The organism is Phyllobacterium sp. TAF24 (assembly GCF_052113785.1).
In the GTDB taxonomy this organism is placed as follows: Bacteria; Pseudomonadota; Alphaproteobacteria; order Rhizobiales; family Rhizobiaceae; genus Phyllobacterium.
Map to the genome: position 1 here is coordinate 1 of NZ_JBFRDN010000056.1, position 16,978 is coordinate 16,978.

Sequence of the window (16,978 nt, forward strand, 5' to 3'; positions counted from 1 at the left end):
GCATTCAGGCTTGTTTGATTTTCTTGCCGTGGGGGTCCTCGGGTCAAGCCCGAGGATGACGGAGAGTGGGACTTGTCGTTGTAACCACCACTCTCCCTCATGGTGAGTTTGCCGAACCAGCATCTATACACTCCTGCTCTTATGCCCCCATCCCAATCGTCAGTTACATCATAAATGGACAGGCACCCGGCATTGCTCAACCCCTTTCATGCTGCCAAACTGTCGATATCTGGTGTTTTCATCCGGCATGAGACACTCAGAGCTTGCAGCGGCGGCGGAGTCGTGCCATTTCGCCAGCAATAATCCGGAGCTGACAATGACGATCAAAAATGGCCTCACCTATGCGCAGGCAGGCGTCGATATCGATGCTGGCAATCTGCTTGTCGAAAAGATCAAGCCGATCGTGCGCTCGACGCGCCGTCCCGGCGCTGATGGCGAGATTGGTGGCTTTGGCGGTCTGTTCGATCTGAAAGCGGCGGGTTTTACCGATCCGGTCCTCGTGGCTGCCAATGATGGCGTCGGCACAAAGCTCAAAATCGCCATTGATGCGGGCGTACATGACACTGTTGGTATCGATCTCGTTGCCATGTGCGTCAACGATCTGGTGGTTCAGGGTGCCGAACCGCTGTTCTTCCTTGATTATTTTGCCACCGGCAAGCTTGATCCGGATCAGGGCGCGGCCATCGTCACCGGTATTGCCGAAGGCTGCCTGCAGGCCGGATGCGCATTGATCGGCGGCGAAACCGCAGAGATGCCCGGCATGTACCGGGATGGCGATTATGATCTTGCCGGCTTTGCTGTCGGTGCAGCCGAACGCAACCAGTTGTTGCCATCGGGTGATATTGCAGAGGGTGATGTCATTCTCGGTCTCGCGTCTTCAGGCGTTCATTCCAACGGCTTTTCACTGGTTCGCCGTATTGTTGAACTATCAGGCCTTGGCTGGGATGCGGATGCGCCGTTCAAACCCGGCACAACACTCGGGCAAGCATTGCTCACCCCCACCCGCATCTATGTGAAGCAGTTGCTGGCGGCAATCCGCGAAACCGGCGCGATCAAAGCGCTAGCTCACATTACCGGCGGTGGCTTTCCTGATAATATCCCGCGGGTACTGCCCAAAGACCTGACAGCCAGCATCAACCTCTCGGCCATCAAGGTGCCGCCGGTGTTTTCATGGCTGGCCAAGGTCGGCGGTGTCGAACGCGACGAGATGCTGCGCACCTTCAACTGCGGCATCGGCATGATCGCCGTCGTTGCACCTGAACACGCCGACGCCGTACTGGCAGCGCTGAAGGCTCAGGGCGAAGACGCGGTGCGGCTTGGCACCATGGTTGCCCGCGCTGACACTGGCGTCGTCTATCAGGGCAATCTGGCGCTGTGAGCAACAAAACCCCAAAGAAGCGGGTCGCGGTTCTGATTTCGGGTCGCGGCTCCAACATGACGGCTTTGATTGAAGCGGCCAAGGCAGCGGACTATCCGGCTGAGATCGTCGCTGTCATCGCCAACAAGGCGGATGCAGGCGGGCTGGACACGGCAAAGACTCATGGTATCGCCGCGCATGCTATTCCACATCGCAACTATCCGACAAAACAGGCACATGAAGCCGCTGTTTCCGAAGCGCTGCACGCGGCAGGAGCGGAAATCGTCTGCCTTGCCGGTTACATGCGGCTGATGTCAGCGGAATTCGTTCAGGCATGGGAAGGTCGGATGATCAATATCCATCCTTCGCTGCTGCCGTTGTTCAAGGGTCTGCATACCCATGAGCAGGCACTGGAAGCGGGCGTTCGCGTCCATGGCTGTACGGTGCATTTCGTAACGGCAGGCATGGATGAAGGCCCGATCATCGCCCAGACCGCCATACCGGTGCTCAATGGCGATACGGCCGATAGCCTCGCATTGCGGGTGTTGTCCGTGGAGCACGAGACCTATGCCCGTGCCCTTGCACTTGTTGCTTCAGGCAAGGCTGTGATGCAAGGCGGACGCACGATTTTCTGTGATTGATAGAACTCAAGCAGCGTCCTGCTTTTTGGTCGCCACAGGCACCAAAGACAGCTTGAGCCCCAATGCGTCAGCCACCTTAGTAATCGTCGCCAATCCGGGATTACCTTCACCACTCAGAGCTTTGTATAGCGCTTGACGGGTAAGGCCGGTTTTCTTGGCAAGCTCGGCAATACCGCGTGCGCGCGCAATGTTACCTAAAGCGCGGGCTATTTCCGAAGGAGTACCATCTTCGCACGTTGCCAACAGATACTCTTCGATCATTTCTTCGGAATCGAGATGCTGGGCAGTATCGTATGGGCTCRACTTTATCATGATCTTACTTTCCTTAAAGCAGCAGCCATTGTCTTTGCCTTTCTGATATCGCGATCCTGAGTGCTCTTGTCTCCCCCACACAACAGGATAATCAAGACGTCGTTTCGCTCGATGAAATAGACGCGGTAACCGGGACCATAATCAATTCGAAGTTCACTGACGCCGTCGCCGACAAGTTTGATGTCACCGGGATTGCCGTCGATCAAGCGATCAAGTCGCATCGCAATTCTGGCTCTGGCGATCTCTCAAGCCATCAATCCAGCTTAAAAAAGTGTCCGTCTTCTCAATTAATCTCATAGAAAGTGTAAACCACAGTTGTCAAAATGTATAGATACTCAAAATTGCAATTTTAGAAAAATATAAAATATATCAATAAAATCAATTCACTGCGGGGCGCACCCAAACCTTGCTGTCATGGAATGCAGAACCGCCATAGGGCGCTGATGCATCGGAGCCGGTGAGCACATTGATCCCCTCGCCGCGCTCGAACGCGGAGTTGCGGAACAGGCCTTCGGAGATCACGACACCGCGCTTGAGACCCGTATGCAGGCGGGCGTGAACCACCACCTCACCGCGTTCATTGCCCACTTCCACACGAGCGCCTTCCTCGACGCCAAGCGTGGCGGCATCATCAGGATGGATCAGCAGTTCCGGACGGCCTTCTTTCAGCACCGATGTCGGTGTTTCGGCGAATGTCGAATTGAGGAAATTGTGGGCAGGTGAAGTACCCAGCCGGAATGGATGCTTTGCATCCGCGACCTCGATGGCTTCCCAATAATCAGGAAATTGCGGCAGGGTTTCGAATGGTCCCTGTGTGCCCATGGATTGTGGCGGACGGTTTGGCGATGGACTGCCGGTCCAATCAGGCTTGAAGCGGAACTTCCCGTCGGGCCAATTGAAACCCTTTTCGTAATGGGCAGTCTCGTAGTCAGGCTGAACGTCCAGCCAGCGCATTTCTTTCAGTACGTCGTAGCCGGGCAGATTGCTGGCGGCCATCATGTTGTCGATCAGCGTCTTGGCATCGAGATCAAAGCCCGGCAGATCGCCAACGCCAAGGCGTTTGGCCAGTTCGTTGATGACATAGAGGTTGGGGCGGGTTTCGCCCGGGCCGTCGATGAGCTTGGGGCCGAGCACGATGTGCTGCTGGCCACCGCCGCGATAAATATCGTCATGTTCCATAAACATGGTGGCCGGAAGCACCACATCAGCCATCTTTGCCGTATCGGTCATGAACTGTTCGTGCACGACCATAAACAGGTCTTCGCGCGCCATACCCTGCTTGATCAGACGCTGTTGCGGCGCGACATTGGCCGGATTGGTGTTCTGGATCAGCATCGCCATGACGGGCGGGCCGCCATAGAGCGTGTCCTTATCGCCGGTCAAAGCAAGGCCGATTTTCGACTGGTCAATATGGCGAACAGAGGTGTCCTTGAATGCCTGCCCCTCGATTTCCCGCTTATCCATGCGGAAAATGCCCGAGTTGGAGTGAAATGCGCCGCCGCCTTCGTGCTGCCACGCACCAGTTACTGCCGCAATCGATAGTGCTGCATGCATATTGACTGCGCCGTTGCGCTGGCGGGTAAAGCCATAGCCAAGGCGGAAGAACGTCTTCTTCGTCGTGCCGACAAGGCGGGCGAACTCTTCGATTTCCGCAACCGAAAGCCCGGTCAGAGCAGCAGCCCATTCGGGTGTGCGATCGCGAAGATGCGCTTCCAGTCCCTTCGGATCATCCGTGTAACGATTGAGATAGTCCCAGTCGGCAAGACCATCGCGGAACAGCACATGCATGACGGCACAGGCCAGCGCTCCATCTGTGCCCGGCTTCAGAACCAGCCCGAGATCGGCCTGACGCACCGTGGCGTTTTCATAGATGTCGATGGCGACGATCTTGGCACCGCGATCCTTGCGGGCGCGTACCGCGTGGGTCATCACATTGACCTGCGTCGCCGCTGCATTGGTGCCCCAGATAACCACGCAATCGGATTTGGCCATTTCGCGTGGATCGACACCGCCAAGCTTGCCAGTGCCAGCGAAAAAGCCGGTCCACGCCATATTCGTGCAAAAACTGTCGAACTGATTGGAATACTTTTTTGCATGGCGCAGGCGATGCATGGAGTCGCGCTGCACCAATCCCATTGTCCCCGCATAAATATAGGGCCAGATGCTTTGCGAGCCGTATTCGGCTTCCGCTTTCAGGAAACGCTCGGCGACGAGATCAAGCGCCGCATCCCAGCTTGCCTCTTTCCAGATGCCCTCACCTTTGGAACCACCACGGATAAGCGGCTTCAACAGCCGGTCGGCATGATGAATGCGCTCAGCGTAGCGGGCAACCTTGGCGCAGATGACACCCGCCGTATAGGTGTTTTCCTTGGCGCCGCGCACACGCCCGATCTGGCCTGAATCGAGCACTTCGACATCCAGCGCGCAGGTGGACGGGCAATCGTGAGGACAGGCGGAATGGCCAGTGCGAAGGATGACAGCTTTGTTCATGCCTTATGCATAGCGCAGTTTGAACGCCGCTGAAATGGCCTGCATTGTCCTTCTTGTCCCTGTCAGGACGCGCGAAATGTCGCGACAGCGCTTGACGGGTGGCTGTTGAATTGATAGTTAAGCAATTACTTTAGTATTAGTATTCGACACTGGATGGGAGATCCGATATGTCACTCAAACTGTATTTTCACCCATTGTCATCCTTTTGCATGAAGGTGCTGACTGCACTTTATGAGAACAACACACCGTTTGAGCCAAGCGTGGTCAACTTCATGGACGAAAAGGAAAGCGCCGACTTTGCCAGAATCTGGCCCGTCCGGCAGTTTCCGGTGCTACGCGATGAAGCCAAGGGGAAGACCATTCCGGAATCCAGCCTGATCATCGAATATCTGGAACAGCATTTCCCGGGAAAGATAAAGCTTCTGCCATCTGATCAGGAATTGGCATTTGAAACGCGGTTTTATGACCGCTTTTTTGACCTTCATGTGCAGGTCCCGATGCAGAAGATTGTAACCGACAATTTTCGCCCCGAGGGCCAGAATGACACCCTCGGCGTTGAATATGCCAGGCAAAAACTGCGGACCGCCTATGATATTCTGGAAAAGCATCTGGCGGGCAAGACATGGGCCATTGGCAATGACTACACCATGGCCGATTGCGCCGCCTCACCAGCACTTTTCTATGCCAATTTTGACGTGCCGATTGGTGAGGGATATCCAAATTTGACCGGCTATCTGGAGCGGCTGATGCACAGGCCTTCCTTTGCCCGCGCGATCGAAGAGGCGACGCCCTATTTCGACATGCGGCCAGAATAGCTGTCAGGCGAGACGCATCACGGCGGCGCCAGCGGCAATCAGAGCCACGGCGATGAGGCGTTTCGCACCGATATTCTCCTTGAGAACGAAGGCGGAAATGGCCACGGCGAAGAGGATCGACGTCTCGCGCAGCGCGGCGACGGCAGCAACCGGCGCCATGGTCATTGCCCACAGGGCAAGTCCATAGGAGCCGAGCGTACCCACACCGCCCACGGTTGCCAGCCGGGTGCGCTTGATAAAATGCGGCCAAAGCTCGCCCTTGCGGGTGACAATGGTCCAAAGGAACAGCGGAACGGCGTTGAGCGTAAAAACCCACATCGTATAGGCCGCCGGTGCGCCTGAATGACGAACGCCAATGCCATCAATCAACGTATAGGTGGCGATGACCAAGGCGTTAATCAGCGCAAAGACCGTTGTGGCGCGATTGGCCCCTGCTCGCCTGCGCGCTTCAAGCGCAAGCACCAGCACGCCGCAGCAAATCAGGGCGATGCCGGACCATTTTTGCGCCGACAGAAACTCGCCAACCAGCGGCCCGCTGGCAATCGCTACAAACAGTGGCGCCGTACCGCGCATGATCGGATAGGCCTGGCTCATATCGCCACTGCGATAGGCGGCAGCGACGAGTGCGAGATAAACCAGTTGCACGACTGCGGAACCAGCCAGAAATGGCCAGCTCTCAGGCGCTGGAGCAGGCAGGAACGGCAGGCAGATCAAAGCGATCACTCCGGCCGAGGTGACTACAACCACCGTGTTGAGGAACTTATCGCCTTCGGATTTGACAACAGCATTCCAGCTTGCATGCAGAAATGCAGCAAACAGGACGACGAGAACAACAGTTCCGGACATGATCAAACCCCGACACGCCAGCTATTTGCGTGTTCCATCCGCTCAATGACACATCTGGGTCAGATGGCAAATTGGATAATCTGATGTTTAACATCAGTCGTTCTAAACGGCGTTGATTGCGTCCACAAAACCGGCAAGGCTGTCGCGCAATTGGCCGCCGAATTCTTTGCTTTTGGCTATGCCGTCGGCATCGAGTTTCTTGCCCTTGAGCGGTAAGGTGAGCGATGCATTGATGACCACGCGGGCAGACATCGTCATCAGAACTTCCATGAGTAGCGGCGTGATGCGCTCCGACTGCGGCGACGTATTGATCAGAAGAACCGGCTTTTCCGGGAACTCAACACATGAAACCAGCCAGTCCAGCATGTTCTTGAAACTACCGGGAATGCCATGGGCATATTCCGGGCAGGAAATGATCAAGCCATCGGCAGCGCCGACCTGTTTTCGCAGCGCTACTATCTTTTTAGGCGGACTATCACCGTCAAGATCGGGATTGAAGGGCGGCAAACCTGCCAAACCCTTGTACAGAGTGATGCTCACATCAGCAGGTGCCAGTTTCACGCAGGCCTCCAGAACACTCGTGTTCATGGAAACGGCACGCAGGCTACCGGAAATAGCGAGAAGCTTTGTCATGGAAAGGCCTTGCAGTGGGAATCATTTTGGATCATCAGCATAACCGAGTTGCTTGCGATAGCACCAACATCATGACAGAAGCTGAGCCATGAACTACCGCCACGCCTATCATGCCGGCAATTTCGCCGATGTTGTCAAACACATTATCCTGACGCGGATTGTGCTGTATATGCAGCGCAAAGACCATGCTTTTCGTGTCATTGACACCCATGCGGGTATCGGGCGTTACGATCTCAAAGGAACGGAAGCGGGCAAAACAGGTGAATGGCAAAGCGGCATCGGCCGCCTGCTTGACACGAAGCTTGATGCAGCGGTCGCCGATCTGATCAAGCCCTATCTCGATATTGTCCGCGCCGAGAATGCCGACGGCACAATTCGCCATTACCCCGGATCGCCGCTGCTCGTGCGGCACCTGTTGCGCAAGCAGGACCGTCTTTCCGCGCTGGAATTGCATCCTGATGATGCGCAAACCCTTGCCGCCCTGTTCGAGGGCGATGTTCAGGTACGCGTCACGGAGCTTGATGGCTGGCTGGCGCTTGGCGCGCATCTGCCGCCGAAGGAAAAGCGCGGCCTCATTCTTGTTGATCCGCCTTTTGAAGTGGGCGGCGAATTTGACCGTCTGGTTGAGGGCCTCATCAAAGCCCATCGGCGTTTTGCCGGCGGCACCTATGCTTTCTGGTACCCGGTCAAGGACCGCATAGAGGTGAAGCGTTTTGTCTCAGCCCTGCACGACACCGGCATTCCGAAAATCCTGCGCGCGGAACTGATGATTCGTGCGCCCTCGCCCGAACCACGGCTGGACGGCACGGGAATGATCATCGTCAACCCGCCTTTCACACTGGACGACGAGCTTAGAACTGTTTTACCTGCGTTGTCGAAAGTCCTCAGTGACGGACAGAATGCAGGTTTCACCCTCGATTGGGTCCGCGGCGAGCAAGTTGGTGCTTGACCGCAGGCACCGGCTGTTCGACATTGGTCTCAAATTGATACCTTATATACCCTATGGAGAGTGACCCCGATGGCACGCGTTTCCACCCTTCTCGCCACAGCTTTTAGCACCGCTCTGGGCGCTGCTCTGGCAATTTCATCCGTCGTTCCGGCGTTATCAGCCGATTATCTCGAACGCGCACCCAGCCAGACCTATGATGATACATGCGGCCGCTCAGGCGTTCTCAACCGTATCGCCAGCCGCTTCTCCTATCAGGTGCATCATGTGCCCGGCCTGCAGCAGGTAGCCATTCAGGATTTCAGCGAAGTCCATCAGCAGCGCTATGAGCCGAGCCGTGATCCGGAAATGTCGGCTGTCTCGCGCTATTATTGCCAGGCCACCGCACATCTCTCCGATGGCAACCAGCGTCCGGTCTGGTATGTGGTTGAAGAAGGCATGGGCTTTGCGTCCATCGGCAACAATGTCGAGTTCTGCGTTGCCGGTTTCGACCGCTGGAATGTCTATAATGGCAGCTGCCGCAGCCTGAAATGAGCCGTGATCACTGATGCAGATCGGCAGGCTGGCCCGCTACGCCCTGTTCGCGGCCCTTCTTGGCCTGTCCGTGTTGACGTATCTGCGCGAACAACAGCCCCGGGAAAATGCTGTTAACCAGCAAACACCCGAGGCGATCACGACAAGCGAGCGGCAAACACCATCATCGCCAGCGGCATCTGTGCCCATAGGCAATGGTTTTGATTTCTATGTTCTCGCGCTTTCCTGGTCACCAAGCTATTGCGCTTCGGAAGGGTCAAACGCCAACCGGCAGCAATGTTCGACCAACCGCCCCTACGGTTTTGTCGTACACGGGCTTTGGCCGCAATATGAACAGGGTTATCCGCAGGATTGCGACATATCCGAACGCGATGTGCCGTTCAGCCGGGCAAAGCAACTCTCGGACATCATGCCATCGGCAGGGCTTGTCACCTATGAGTGGCGCAAGCACGGCAGCTGTACAGGATTGAGCCAGCAGGATTATTTTTCAGTCATACGGCAGGCGGTATCACGGGTTTCCATTCCATCCGCCTATAGTCAGCCGACCCAGCGAGCGCCTGTTAATCCGCAGGTGGTGGAACAGGCGTTCATTGCTGCCAACCCCGGTATGAGCAACGATGCCGTTTCGATCACATGCGATAGAGATTACCTGCGCGAGGTGCGTGTCTGCCTGACCAAGGATCTGCAGTTCAGGGGTTGCCCAGAGGTGGAACGCTCAGCCTGCCGCAAACGATCCGTGGATATGCCGGGACAGTAGATTGCATTGAGTATGTGCGTGATCGTGGTTCGTGGTTCGACAAGCTCACCATGAGGGAGATGGGTGATGAAAGGGAGTTATATTCTGCCACGTTGGAGAACTTGGCTCCTGCAACCAACCCCTCTCCCTCATGGTGAGCTTGTCGAACCACGAACCATGTTCATGCAACGAACCACACCGCTCTGAACGCTTTGCTAAAAACCAACACAGGTTTACCGTCAATCATCGAATCGCCAACTCTGGAGCGTCATTGTGACGAAAGTTCTTTATTCCCCCGCCTCGCCCTATAGCACCAAGGTGCGCATGGCCGCGTATTATGCAGGCATTCCCGTTGAGAGTATTCTTGTAGACACGAATGCCGCGCCCGCCGATTTGATCAGTGCCAATCCGCTGGGCAAGATTCCAACGCTCATTCTTGATGATGGCAGATCGCTTTATGACAGCCGCGTCATCACCCAGTATTTCAACCGCATTTCCGGTAACAAGATTTTTCCGCGCAATGCGGAAAAGCGGCTTGAGGCGGAGCAGCTGGAATCCATTGCGGATGGTTTGTGCGATGTTCTGCTCACCCATGTCTATGAACGCCGTTTTCATCCGGAAGAGAAAATCCATCAGCCGTGGCTCGACTGGCAGTGGGCGAAGGCGATTCGTGTGCTCGATTATCTGAACGCAGCGCCGCCGCGTCTGAGCAAAAAGCTCAATGGCGGTCATATCGCGCTGGCTGCTGCCCTCGCCTATGCGACTTTGCGCTTTGAAGGCAAATGGGAAAAGGGCCGTTCAAAGCTCAAGCGCTGGCAGAAACGCTTTGAAGAACTTCACCCGGAGCTTGCCGCACTTCTACCGAAATGAATCCAACGCAATAAAAAAGCCGGACAGTTTCCTGTCCGGCTCTTTTCTGGAAAAAGTTCTGATTAGAACTTGTAACCGACACCAACGCGAACTTCGTTCGTGGTGATCTTGTTCGAGACACTATCGATGCCACCGAGATCGTAGTCTTTCTTGCCATAATCGGAGTAGCGATATTCAACGCGGCCGACGATGTTCTGGGTGATCTTGGCTTCTGCGCCGGCACCGGCTGTCCAGCCGATGTGAGTCTTGCTTTCGCTGCCCAGAGGACCGGAGAGCTTGCTGTCCATAATCGCAACACCGCCTGTACCATAGAGCAGGACCGGATCAAGAGCGATACCGGCACGGGCACGGACAGAACCTTCAACGCCCTGCTTTGCTCTGTAGCCGAAATTGCTTTCCTTGGCACCGGAATAGCCGATGTCACCTTCAGCACCGTATACAAACTGGCCGTTCTGGAGGTTGTAACCGCCGTAAGCACCGCCCTTGAAGCCATCGGCATCAAGTTTGCCGGCGCTGGTCTTGTTCTTGTTCCAGCCATAGCCGCCATAGGCACCGATATAAGCGCCGGACCAATCGGCCTGAGGCGCCTGGTATGCAGCTTCAGGCGCAGGAGCCTGTTCAGTAATAATGTCAGCAGCCAGAACTGGGGCGGAGAGCGTCAGCACAGCCGCCGAAGCGAGGATCATTGTCTTAAGAGTGCGCATAGCAATCTCCTTATTTGAACTCTTTTACACGGAGCGGGCACTTGGTGGGGAAAACCAAAACTTGCGTCCGCTGAACGAGATGGACATTCGCTCCGCATTGTGGCGGCACTTGCTCCGGACTGTGAAAAGAAACTGTCGAGAAAATGGCAGAAATGCGATGTGTTTATTATGCAACATGTCGAATTTACGAATGATTTCAAATGGATAAAAATAACCCAACAAAATAGAATTTGCGAAATATTTGCGTAAAATTTATCGCAAAGTCTGAAAATCGGCGTTTTCAATATAGTATACTTAATGGTTACTTAAACTTTTCATTACTCTTGAACCCGCCGCTCACTTCCCAGCGTTATACGTGCTTTGAAAGAGGAAAAATGCCGCGACTGATACGAATGACTTTGATATTTCATTTGTCATTGCAGCCGCAGCCAAACCCTCGCGCTTTCGCTATATCCTCCCTATATTCAAGGGTGAATCGCAGTATCAGGAGAGCCACTTGCAGACAGATAAGACCGTTGTCCTTGTAACGGGTGGGGCAAAACGTGTTGGCAAGGCGATTGTAGAAAATCTGGCCGCCAATGGTTTTGCCGTGGCCATTCATTGCAATCATTCACTTGAAGAAGGTCAGGCGCTGCTGGAAACGGTTCAGGCGGCAGGTGGAACCGCAGCCGTGGTTCAGGCAGACCTGACGGACAGTGCATCGGTACGCGGTTTGATTGGCAGCGCTGAGGATGCGCTTGGTCCTGTTGAAATCCTCGTCAACAATGCCTCGATCTTTCAAGAAGACGGTTTTGGCGATTTCGATGATGAACGCTGGGACAGGCACTTTGCAGTCCATGTGAAAGCGCCCGTCCTGCTGGCGGATGCCATGCAGGCGGCGCTTCCGCACGGGGAAAGCGGCCTCATTGTCAATATTATCGACCAGCGCGTGTGGAAGCTTACACCCAAATTCATCTCCTATACCCTGTCAAAGGCTGCCTTGTGGACGGCAACCCAGACCATGGCGCAGGCACTTGCTCCACATATCCGCGTCAATGCCATTGGTCCGGGACCAACAATGCAGGGAGAACGTCAGGAGAGAATCGATTTTGAACAACAAGTTGACGGCCTGCTGTTGAAACACGGGCCCGATCTGTCAGAATTTGGCAATACGATCCGCTATCTCTGGCAGACTCGCTCCGTAACCGGGCAAATGATTGCATTGGATGGCGGGCAGCATCTGGCATGGGAGACGCCGGATGTCACAGGAATGGCAGAATGAACAAAGCACCCAATCATCCAATCATCGATCCGGCACCACCGCTTTCCCCTGAGGGGAACGAGGAGGATATCGGCGTGATGCTGGATGATGAAGGCCCGCTTGCTGCTGAGAACAGTGAGCCGATCCGCGATGTCGCGGCGCTGATCAATGCGATCGAATGGGATTCCAGCGTTGAAAGCGATGGAACCAGCGGTGCCGACGTCATTGGCGAACTGGTCAAACGGCTGCCGAACAAACCCGGTGTTTATCGCATGTTCAGTCAGGCTGGCGACGTGCTCTATGTGGGCAAGGCCCGCAACCTGAAGAAGCGCGTTTCGAACTATGCGCGCGGTCAGGGTCATAATAACCGCATTGCCCGCATGATCCGCGAAACCATGAAAATGGAATTCGTCGTCACCCGCACCGAGACGGAAGCGCTGCTTCTGGAAGCGAATCTCATCAAGCGCTTACGTCCACGCTTTAATGTTCTGATGCGGGATGACAAATCATTCCCCTATATCCTGCTGACAGCGCCGAAACAGACAGATCGACGGCTTGCCCCGGGTATTTTCAAGCATCGCGGTGCCCGATCCTCGAAGGGTGACTATTTTGGTCCCTTCGCCTCGGCGGGTGCTGTCGGGCGCACAATCAATGCCTTGCAGCGGGCATTTCTGCTGCGAACCTGCACCGATTCTTTTTACGAGAACCGCACACGTCCTTGCCTGCTCTATCAGATCAAGCGCTGCTCCGGCCCATGCACCAATGAAATCAGCGAAGCTGAATATGATGAACTGGTGAGCGAGACCAAGGCTTTTCTGTCAGGCAAGAGTCAGGCGGTAAAAACCCATCTCTCAGATGCCATGCGCGAAGCCTCGGCTGCGCTGGATTTTGAACGGGCTGCTGTTTACCGCGACCGCCTGTCATCCCTTTCCCATGTCCAGTCGCATTCGGGCATCAATCCGCAATCGGTGGAAGAAGCCGATGTGTTCGCCATTTTTCAGGATGGCGGTGTGACCTGCATTCAGGTGTTCTTTTTCAGGACCGGCCAGAATTGGGGCAACCGTGCTTACTATCCCAAGGCAGACTCGTCACTCTCCAGTGCCGAGGTTCTGGGGGCGTTTCTGGCACAGTTCTATGATGACAAGCCCTGCCCTTCACTGATCATGCTTTCGGAAACGGTCGAAGATCAGGAACTGCTCGGCGTGGCACTGACAGCCAAGTCAGACCGCAAGGTGACAATCACCGTGCCCCAGCGCGGCGAGAAGAAGGACCTTGTGGAACATGCGCTGAGCAATGCGCGTGAAGCACTGGGCCGCCAACTTGCCGAAACGTCGTCGCAATCACGTTTGCTCAAGGGCGTGGCCGAAACATTCGGGCTGGAGAAAACACCGCGCCGCATCGAGGTCTACGATAACTCCCACATCATGGGCACCAACGCCATTGGCGGCATGATCGTCGCGGGGCCGGAAGGCTTTGTGAAAAACCAGTATCGCAAGTTCAACATCCGCTCGACAGACATCACGCCGGGCGACGATTTCGGCATGATGAAGGAAGTGATCGAGCGCCGGTTCAGCCGCCTGGTCAAAGAACACGGCACGCCCGAGAATAAGGATATGCCCGATACGGCTGATATCGAGATTGACGAATTCGATGATGATTCCGACGCCTTCCCCGCTTGGCCGGATATTATCCTGATCGACGGTGGTCAGGGTCAGATGAGCGCCGTGCGCGGTATTCTTCAGCAGATGGGGCTTACCGACAAGGTAACGGCCATTGGCGTGGCCAAGGGTGTGGACCGTGATGCCGGACGCGAACGCTTTTTCATGGAGGGCAAGCAATCCTTCACCCTGCCACCGCGCGATCCTGTTCTCTACTTCCTGCAACGCCTGCGCGACGAGGCGCACCGTTTTGCCATCGGCACACACCGGGCCAAGCGCAAGAAGGAAATGATCAAGAATCCGCTGGATGAAATCGCCGGCATCGGCCCTTCACGAAAACGTGCGCTGCTTCATCAATTTGGTACAGCAAAGGCGATATCACAGGCTGCTGTCGAAGATTTGATGAAGGTGGACGGGATATCGGAAGCAATGGCCATTATTATTCGCGATCATTTTCGTTCATAGTTCGCTTACACATTGAAAACGGGACATAATTGCGCCCGACTCCGCGACGATGAGCTTGACGTTTGACGGACAAGCCCGTTTGATCGGCACTGATTTGATTGGTTGGAAATATGCCCAAGAACAACGCTTACTCATTGCCGAACCTGTTGACCTACGGGCGCATTCTTGCGGTGCCGCTGGTCGTGCTCTGTTTCTTCCTCGAAGGCAGTCTGCAATCGAGCGATGCGGCCCGCTGGGGCGCATTGGTGATTTTCGCCATTGCCAGTATCACCGATTTCTTTGATGGCTATCTCGCCCGTATCTGGAAACAGACATCGACTATCGGCCGCATGCTTGATCCCATCGCTGACAAGCTGCTGGTCTCGGCCTGCCTGCTGCTGCTTGCCGCTGACGGAACCATTGCGGGCTGGACGCTGTGGGCTGCGATCATCATTCTTTGCCGCGAAATTCTTGTCTCCGGCCTACGCGAATATCTGGCAGAGCTGAAAGTCAGCGTACCCGTCAGCCAGTTGGCAAAATGGAAGACGACAATCCAGATGTTTGCCGTTGCCATTCTTCTGGCGGGACCTGCGGGTGACAAGATCCTGCCCTATACAACGCAGTTCGGCATTGCCCTGCTCTGGGTTGCCGCGCTCGTCACACTTTATACGGGCTGGGACTATTTCCGCGCCGGTCTGAAACATGTGGTAGATTAAGCCATGACCAAACTCGTTTATTTTGCATGGGTGCGTGAGCGGATCGGCAAGGGCGAGGAAGACATCGAACTCCCCGCCTCTGTCGTGACCGTGCATGACTTGTTAAGCCATCTCAAAACCCGCGGCGAAGAATATGAGCAGGCGCTGGAATATCAGGACGTCATCCGCGTTGCCATCAATCAGGAGCATGTCGATCACAAGACGCCCATCAACGGCGCGCAGGAGATTGCCCTGTTTCCGCCCATGACCGGTGGCTGAGCCATGACCGGCGCAATCAAGCCGCTCGTCAAAATCCAGAGCGAAAATTTTGATACGGCTGCAGAAATTGCCCATCTGACGTCAGGACGCCATGATATCGGCGCCGTCGTGACCTTCAGCGGGTTATGCCGCGACGAAGCGGGTACGCTCACTGCGCTCGAAATCGAGCACTATCCCGGCATGGCTGCCAATGAAATCAGCAAAATTGYCGATGAAGCGCTCGGGCGCTGGCCGCTGACGGGGCTTACGGTCATTCATCGCTATGGCATGATCAGGCCGGGTGAAAACATCGTGCTAGTTGTGGCGGCTTCCGCCCATCGTCGGGCGGCTTTCGATGCCGCCTCTTTCCTGATGGATTACCTGAAGAACGCCGCGCCCTTCTGGAAGAAGGAGCATCTCGTCAGCGGTGCCGAGAGCAGCTGGGTCGAGGCCAAATCCACCGATGCGGCGGCGCTCGAGCGCTGGCACGAGGCCAAGTAAATGCGCCGACTTGCCATCCTGTCGCTCATTATCGGCTTTATCGGCGTAATCGCGCTGTTCGGTCTGTCGTTCAAAGCCCGAAGCGAGCAGCGCGTGCCAGTTATTACCGATGTGAGCTGGCTGGCTGAAGACCTTGATGGCGGCGGGGTGATCGACTTTGCCCAGACGACGTTGATGATAGACCATGACAACAATGTCAGCGGTTCCGGCGGCTGCAACCGCTTCATGAGCAAGGCCACATTCCGGGGGCTTAAACTGACATTCACCCCAGCCGCGGCAACGCGAAAACTTTGCCCGCCCGCCCTGATGAATCAGGAGAACAAATTCTTTGCCGTGCTTGAGCAGACCCGCTCCTTTTTGGTGGTCGATGGCAAATTGACCTTGCGTGGCACAGCGGGCAAAACCATCGCCCGTTTGGCGCGGCAGGACTAATCCCATCCCGCACAAAACAAAAAAGCCGGGACAAATCCCGGCTTTCTTTTTAGTGTCGAAGCAATCAGCCGACGACTTCGGTTCCGGAGAACCAGTAAGCGATTTCTTCTGCTGCTGTTTCAGGCGCATCGGAACCGTGAACGGAGTTTTCGCCGATCGACAGAGCGAATGTCTTGCGGATCGTGCCTTCGTCAGCATTGGCAGGGTTGGTAGCGCCCATGACTTCGCGGTTGCGAGCAATGGCGTTTTCACCTTCCAGAACCTGCACGATGGTCGGTGCGGAGGACATGAATTCAACGAGTTCGCCGAAGAAAGGACGATCCTTGTGAACAGCGTAGAAGCCTTCAGCTTCGCGGCGGCTCATCCAGACGCGCTTGGAAGCAACAACACGAAGACCAGCCTCTTCCAGCTTCTGTGTGATGGCACCGGTAAGGTTGCGACGGGTCGCGTCGGGCTTGATCATCGAGAAAGTGCGTTCAATCGCCATGGAATAAAACCTTGTCGTTAGGGGAATTGGATGGCGGCTCTATAGCCGCAGGCAACTCCTTTGCCAAGGGGCTGCAACCATTTAACAGCTGCCATACTGTGATTGGGGGTGTGTGGTCCGTGGTCCGTGGTCCGTGGTTCGACAAGCTTGTCTGTTAGAGATGGTATAATGTGAAGAGGTCCACGTACCCTTTCCCGGCACGTGGACCGATTGACAGGATGCCGTTTCGACAAGCGGACATTGCAGTCCGATGGTGAGCAAGGCCCTGTCATTCGATGACACCCGAACAGTTGCAAGGGGCACCGACCCCGTATGACAAGCCAGGGAACCTCATCATGACACAGTTTGATCGTTTTGTCGGCATTGATGTGAGCAAGGA

Annotated in this window: 19 protein-coding genes and 1 pseudogene; 13 read left to right on the forward strand and 7 right to left on the reverse strand. The window is 55.4% G+C overall.

Features of this window, described 5'->3' with window-relative positions; genetic code table 11:
- The first annotated feature begins 316 nt into the window (after positions 1 to 316).
- Positions 317 to 1,378 (forward strand): phosphoribosylformylglycinamidine cyclo-ligase, encoded by a 1,062-nt coding sequence (purM, locus tag AB4Y96_RS25675; RefSeq protein WP_441920795.1) that lies wholly within the window; start codon positions 317 to 319, stop codon positions 1,376 to 1,378.
- Positions 1,375 to 1,998 (forward strand): phosphoribosylglycinamide formyltransferase, encoded by a 624-nt coding sequence (gene purN / locus AB4Y96_RS25680; protein ID WP_441920796.1) that lies wholly within the window; start codon positions 1,375 to 1,377, stop codon positions 1,996 to 1,998. The genes purM and purN overlap by 4 nt, the downstream gene beginning before the upstream one ends.
- Positions 1,999 to 2,004: 6 nt before the next feature.
- Here purN and AB4Y96_RS25685 read toward each other — a convergent pair whose 3' ends face one another.
- The 3 genes and pseudogenes from AB4Y96_RS25685 to AB4Y96_RS25695 all read right to left on the reverse strand — a co-directional run bounded on the left by AB4Y96_RS25685 (position 2,005) and on the right by AB4Y96_RS25695 (position 4,800).
- Complete coding sequence (locus AB4Y96_RS25685; RefSeq protein ID WP_441920797.1) at positions 2,005 to 2,310, reverse strand: addiction module antidote protein; 306 nt, start codon at positions 2,308 to 2,310, stop codon at positions 2,005 to 2,007.
- Positions 2,307 to 2,607: pseudogene (locus AB4Y96_RS25690) on the reverse strand (type II toxin-antitoxin system RelE/ParE family toxin). Before AB4Y96_RS25690 ends, AB4Y96_RS25685 begins: the two are co-directional and overlap by 4 nt.
- 81 nt (positions 2,608 to 2,688) lie before the next feature.
- A complete protein-coding gene (locus AB4Y96_RS25695; RefSeq protein WP_441920799.1) occupies positions 2,689 to 4,800 on the reverse strand; it encodes a molybdopterin oxidoreductase family protein in 2,112 nt (703 codons plus the stop codon).
- 167 nt (positions 4,801 to 4,967) lie between these two features.
- Here AB4Y96_RS25695 and AB4Y96_RS25700 point away from each other — a divergent pair, with 167 nt between their 5' ends.
- Entirely contained in the window at positions 4,968 to 5,615 is a 648-nt protein-coding gene (locus AB4Y96_RS25700) for a glutathione S-transferase family protein (protein WP_441920800.1), read from the forward strand.
- Between the two features lie 3 nt (positions 5,616 to 5,618).
- Here AB4Y96_RS25700 and AB4Y96_RS25705 read toward each other — a convergent pair whose 3' ends face one another.
- Positions 5,619 to 6,461, reverse strand: a complete 843-nt coding sequence (locus tag AB4Y96_RS25705) for an EamA family transporter (RefSeq protein ID WP_091880294.1) — start codon at positions 6,459 to 6,461, stop codon at positions 5,619 to 5,621.
- 102 nt (positions 6,462 to 6,563) lie between these two features.
- Positions 6,564 to 7,094: an NADPH-dependent FMN reductase gene (locus AB4Y96_RS25710; protein WP_441920802.1), complete on the reverse strand. Its 531-nt coding sequence runs from the start codon at positions 7,092 to 7,094 to the stop codon at positions 6,564 to 6,566.
- An 88-nt stretch (positions 7,095 to 7,182) separates the two neighbouring features.
- Between AB4Y96_RS25710 and AB4Y96_RS25715 the strand changes: the two genes are divergently transcribed.
- The 4 genes from AB4Y96_RS25715 to AB4Y96_RS25730 all read left to right on the forward strand — a co-directional run bounded on the left by AB4Y96_RS25715 (position 7,183) and on the right by AB4Y96_RS25730 (position 10,180).
- Positions 7,183 to 8,043, forward strand: a complete 861-nt coding sequence (locus AB4Y96_RS25715; RefSeq protein ID WP_441920804.1) for a 23S rRNA (adenine(2030)-N(6))-methyltransferase RlmJ — start codon at positions 7,183 to 7,185, stop codon at positions 8,041 to 8,043.
- A 69-nt stretch (positions 8,044 to 8,112) separates the two neighbouring features.
- The gene (locus tag AB4Y96_RS25720) at positions 8,113 to 8,574 is read left to right on the forward strand and encodes a hypothetical protein (RefSeq protein WP_091880298.1); all 462 of its coding nucleotides are present in this window, start codon (positions 8,113 to 8,115) and stop codon (positions 8,572 to 8,574) included.
- A gap of 13 nt (positions 8,575 to 8,587) precedes the next feature.
- Positions 8,588 to 9,331 carry a ribonuclease T2 family protein gene (locus AB4Y96_RS25725; protein ID WP_441920806.1) on the forward strand — a complete coding sequence of 248 codons (744 nt, stop codon included), beginning with the start codon at positions 8,588 to 8,590 and terminating at the stop codon, positions 9,329 to 9,331.
- A gap of 252 nt (positions 9,332 to 9,583) precedes the next feature.
- Complete coding sequence (locus AB4Y96_RS25730; protein WP_441920807.1) at positions 9,584 to 10,180, forward strand: glutathione S-transferase N-terminal domain-containing protein; 597 nt, start codon at positions 9,584 to 9,586, stop codon at positions 10,178 to 10,180.
- 62 nt (positions 10,181 to 10,242) lie between these two features.
- Here the strand turns inward: AB4Y96_RS25730 and AB4Y96_RS25735 are convergent, their stop codons facing one another.
- Positions 10,243 to 10,884 carry an outer membrane protein gene (locus tag AB4Y96_RS25735; RefSeq protein WP_091880302.1) on the reverse strand — a complete coding sequence of 214 codons (642 nt, stop codon included), beginning with the start codon at positions 10,882 to 10,884 and terminating at the stop codon, positions 10,243 to 10,245.
- Positions 10,885 to 11,380: 496 nt separating this feature from the next.
- Here AB4Y96_RS25735 and AB4Y96_RS25740 point away from each other — a divergent pair, with 496 nt between their 5' ends.
- The 6 genes from AB4Y96_RS25740 to AB4Y96_RS25765 all read left to right on the forward strand — a co-directional run bounded on the left by AB4Y96_RS25740 (position 11,381) and on the right by AB4Y96_RS25765 (position 16,112).
- A complete protein-coding gene (locus tag AB4Y96_RS25740; protein WP_441920809.1) occupies positions 11,381 to 12,145 on the forward strand; it encodes an SDR family oxidoreductase in 765 nt (254 codons plus the stop codon).
- Between the two features lie 122 nt (positions 12,146 to 12,267).
- Positions 12,268 to 14,247: an excinuclease ABC subunit UvrC gene (gene uvrC, locus AB4Y96_RS25745; RefSeq protein ID WP_441920815.1), complete on the forward strand. Its 1,980-nt coding sequence runs from the start codon at positions 12,268 to 12,270 to the stop codon at positions 14,245 to 14,247.
- Between the two features lie 110 nt (positions 14,248 to 14,357).
- Positions 14,358 to 14,942, forward strand: a complete 585-nt coding sequence (pgsA, locus tag AB4Y96_RS25750) for a CDP-diacylglycerol--glycerol-3-phosphate 3-phosphatidyltransferase (RefSeq protein WP_091880307.1) — start codon at positions 14,358 to 14,360, stop codon at positions 14,940 to 14,942.
- 3 nt (positions 14,943 to 14,945) lie between these two features.
- Positions 14,946 to 15,200: a molybdopterin converting factor subunit 1 gene (gene moaD / locus AB4Y96_RS25755; protein WP_091880308.1), complete on the forward strand. Its 255-nt coding sequence runs from the start codon at positions 14,946 to 14,948 to the stop codon at positions 15,198 to 15,200.
- A gap of 3 nt (positions 15,201 to 15,203) precedes the next feature.
- Positions 15,204 to 15,680 (forward strand): molybdenum cofactor biosynthesis protein MoaE, encoded by a 477-nt coding sequence (locus AB4Y96_RS25760; RefSeq protein WP_441920811.1) that lies wholly within the window; start codon positions 15,204 to 15,206, stop codon positions 15,678 to 15,680.
- On the forward strand, positions 15,681 to 16,112 hold the full coding sequence (locus tag AB4Y96_RS25765; protein WP_441920813.1) for an META domain-containing protein: 432 nt from the start codon (positions 15,681 to 15,683) through the stop codon (positions 16,110 to 16,112).
- 64 nt (positions 16,113 to 16,176) lie between these two features.
- Here the strand turns inward: AB4Y96_RS25765 and ndk are convergent, their stop codons facing one another.
- Positions 16,177 to 16,599: a nucleoside-diphosphate kinase gene (gene ndk, locus AB4Y96_RS25770; RefSeq protein ID WP_091880313.1), complete on the reverse strand. Its 423-nt coding sequence runs from the start codon at positions 16,597 to 16,599 to the stop codon at positions 16,177 to 16,179.
- Between the last annotated feature and the right edge of the window lie 379 nt (positions 16,600 to 16,978).